Annotated in this window: 3 protein-coding genes and 1 CRISPR repeat array; all 3 genes read left to right on the top strand. The window is 57.2% G+C overall.

Annotation, left to right across the window (positions count from 1 at the left end; all coding sequences use genetic code 11):
- Positions 1–322, top strand: a 322-nt coding sequence (locus tag H5U08_RS13875) for a YkvA family protein (RefSeq protein ID WP_297034236.1), incomplete at its 5' end; no start/stop codon positions are given.
- A 432-nt stretch (positions 323–754) separates the two neighbouring features.
- Positions 755–970 carry a small basic protein gene (locus H5U08_RS13870; RefSeq protein WP_297034234.1) on the top strand — a complete coding sequence of 72 codons (216 nt, stop codon included), beginning with the start codon at positions 755–757 and terminating at the stop codon, positions 968–970.
- A 111-nt stretch (positions 971–1,081) separates the two neighbouring features.
- Positions 1,082–2,374 (top strand): nickel-dependent lactate racemase, encoded by a 1,293-nt coding sequence (larA, locus tag H5U08_RS13865; protein ID WP_297034232.1) that lies wholly within the window; start codon positions 1,082–1,084, stop codon positions 2,372–2,374.
- Between the two features lie 356 nt (positions 2,375–2,730).
- Positions 2,731–3,158: direct repeats of the CRISPR family, unit length 30 nt; unit sequence GTTTCAATCCCAACTTGGTTCGATTAAGAC.
- Positions 3,159–3,193 lie beyond the last annotated feature (35 nt).

Below are 3,193 nucleotides of genomic sequence, written 5' to 3'. Positions count from 1 at the left end.
CTTGGCCAACACCGCGGCCATTGAACGCAAAGCCTCTTTTGGAGCATTGCGACAATTCGCCGCCATCATCCCCAATTTGATTTCGATGATTTCTGATTTTCTGTGCGGGCGCTACACCAAGGTTCCGTGGGCTACGATCGCGATGTCTTCCGCGGCCTTGCTCTACGTATTGACACCTCTTGACGCCTGCCCGGATGTCATCCCAGTCGCAGGGCTCCTCGATGATGCGGCCGTGCTCAGTTTCGTTTGGGCGGCGGTCAAGTCCGGCGTGGAAACCTATTTACGCTGGAAGGCTGAAACAGCCAAAACCGAGCGCAATTAAGCCAGCGATCAAGGTCCGCACGTCTCACCTTGAAGGCCCCTCTTTCTTCTTCCTTGGATCGTTCCCTCTTTTCGATTAAGATCCACGTTGGACGCTGTGGAAGGCGTCCCTCCGAAGGGTTAGAGGGCTTGCTCCTACCCGGGCCACGCTGCCGGTAGGGGTCGTTCATGAATGGCCCTGCAACCCCTTGCGCTCGCGGCATGTCATAAGTTTTTGCTAAAATGGGGATGGTGCAGCGCGGGGCCTCGTTGTGATGGCGTGGCGTTGGCGTTATACTGAGTGTTTCTCTCGCGATAGTCAGAAGGCCAGCCTGACCGGCATCCCAGTCTCCCCTTTTTGGGGGTTAACTTGCGGGCCGGTTGAGAGAAAATAGCAATACACAGAACAGACAGAGAACAATTCGAGGTCATTTCTCGGCAGGAGATTCACGCCATGACGATGGACAGAAGTCTCCGTATCCGAAAGGCTGCGGTGAAGATACGGAGCGTGCTTACCCGAGCGGAGCGAATCAAGCGGCTCCAGGAACTCGAAAAATTCAAGGATGGGGACTGCCCGCTGGGTTTGCCCAAGGTGCGGGTGCCCAAAATCTCCATGAAGAAGAAAAAGAAGAAAGAGCCGCCCGCTGCCCAGGGGCAACAGAAGAAATGAGGGGTCGCCCCGTTGGTGGGGGCAGGGCAATTTGCCGGCCCGGCTGGTGAACTGCGCCGGCAAAGCAAAATGGGTGGGAATGATCTCCTCTCTTAAGAGGGGATGGCTGTCATGCGGATCAAGCTGGATTACGGCCGGTCGGGGCTTTTTGTCGAATTACCCGACGAAAACGTGGTCAAGATTCTGCGTTATCGGCCGGCAGAACCTTTGGCCGACCCCCGGGCGGTGATTCGCGAAGTCCTCTGGCGGCCGATCGGAACGCCCCCGCTCGCGGAGATCGCCGCCGGTAAGCGCTCGGCTTGCATCGTCGTCTGCGACATCACCCGCCCCGTTCCCAATGAACTCATCCTCTCCGAGATGCTTCCCATTTTGGAGATGGCGGGCATCCCACGGGAAAAGATTCTCATCCTCATTGCCACAGGGCTGCACCGGCCAAACCTCGGCAAGGAATTGGTCCAGATTCTGGGGGCGGAAATCGCGGAAAAATACTGGGTGGAGAATCATGCGGGTCAGCATCTGGAAGAGCACGAATACCTGGGTGAGAGTCCCCGCGGAGTCCCCATCTGGATTGATCGCCGCTATCTCCAGGCGGACTTGAAGATCACGGTGGGCCTCATTGAACCGCATTTCATGGCGGGCTATTCCGGGGGACGGAAACTCGTCTGTCCCGGGCTGGCGGCCCTGGAAACCGTTCGCGTATGGCATTCTCCGCGATTCCTCGAGCATCCCCGCGCCCGCAGCGGTGTGCTGGAAGGGAATCCCGTTCACGAGGAGAACACGTGGATTGCTCGTCGGGCGGGGTGTGATTTCATCGTCAACGTAGTCCTCGACGAGGAACGGCGGGTCGTGCACGCAGTGGCGGGAGATATGGAGGCCGCCTTTCTGGAAGGAGTCCGGTTCGTGGACACGATGGTTCGGGATACGGTGCCCGAGCCGGTGGACGTCGTCGTGACCACGTCAGCCGGTTATCCTCTGGACGCCACGTTTTATCAGTCCGTGAAGGGGATGGTGGCGGCGGAACCGATTGTGAAGCCCGGCGGCACGGTCATTCTCGCTGCGGAGATCTCCGAGGGGATCGGCAGTCCGGAATTCCAGCAGATCTTTCGGGAGCATTCTTCGCTGGATGAATTCATGGAGCGAATCACCCAGGGGAACTATTTCCGCATGGACCAGTGGCAACTGGAAGAGATGGCCAAGGTTCGCCGCAAGGCCCGGATTGTGGTGGTCACTGAGGGGTTGTCAGCGACACAGCTCGAGCGGCTCTTCGTGGAGAGTGCTCCCAGCGTTGAAGCGGCTCTGGAGGAGTGTCGCCGCCGATACGGCCCGAACATGACGGTGGCAGTCATTCCCAAGGGACCGTATCTGATCGCGGATGTGGAATCGCAAATGGCGGCCGCCCGATAACGCTCCGGGCATCGGCCGCTGGACGCGAAAAAGTCCCGCGCCGATAGCGGGGCTAAAGCCCCGCACTCCATATGGAGTGCGGCGATTTATCGCCGCTTTTGAGTGAAGGCTTTAGCCTTCACCACCTCGGCGATTGCATTGTTTTCCCGCGCACCCGATAAATCTTTGCTGGTAGGGGCAATTCATGAATGGCCCCTACCGTTAACTTGGAGGACCAGCTCGAATCGGGTTGGAGCGGCAGTGTGGACAAGAAGGAACGACCGCACGCCGGCCGTGAACTTCTCATCGACATAATTCTTCCCCGGCCGCGGTGCTTACCATTCGCTATTCACCATTCGCCATTCGCCCCTTTATTCGTTTCAATCCCAACTTGGTTCGATTAAGACGTTGTCCTGTCCGGTCGTTTGCCGGTATGGTTGTTCTGGTTTCAATCCCAACTTGGTTCGATTAAGACGATGATGTGCATGGGTACTGTCGTTGTGGCCACAGGGTTTCAATCCCAACTTGGTTCGATTAAGACGGCTAACCCCTTCGGCTGTGAAGTTTATCTTTACATGTTTCAATCCCAACTTGGTTCGATTAAGACTGGTTGCAGAGCACACAATACGAAACCTTGCGAAAGTTTCAATCCCAACTTGGTTCGATTAAGACAGCGTGCCTGTCATCGCGTACCAGCTCGCTATGCCGCGTTTCAATCCCAACTTGGTTCGATTAAGACGGCGTGCAAGCCGCGAGCCAGCATCACGCTGTCACGGTTTCAATCCCAACTTGGTTCGATTAAGACCCCCCCCGGAAAGCCGGTATTTTCCGGGGTTTCCG

The organism is Thermogutta sp., from assembly GCF_014359955.1.
Classification (GTDB): Bacteria; Planctomycetota; Planctomycetia; order Pirellulales; family Thermoguttaceae; genus Thermogutta.
Note: the sequence above shows the minus strand (reverse complement) of the source record. Positions and strands in the feature narration are given on the sequence as shown.

Bases quoted from the DNA above. Each gene is read 5' to 3' on its own strand.
- H5U08_RS13870 (WP_297034234.1), top strand. From the start codon at position 755: ATGACGATGGACAGAAGTCTCCGTATCCGAAAGGCTGCGGTGAAGATA.
- larA (WP_297034232.1), top strand. From the start codon at position 1,082: ATGCGGATCAAGCTGGATTACGGCCGGTCGGGGCTTTTTGTCGAATTA.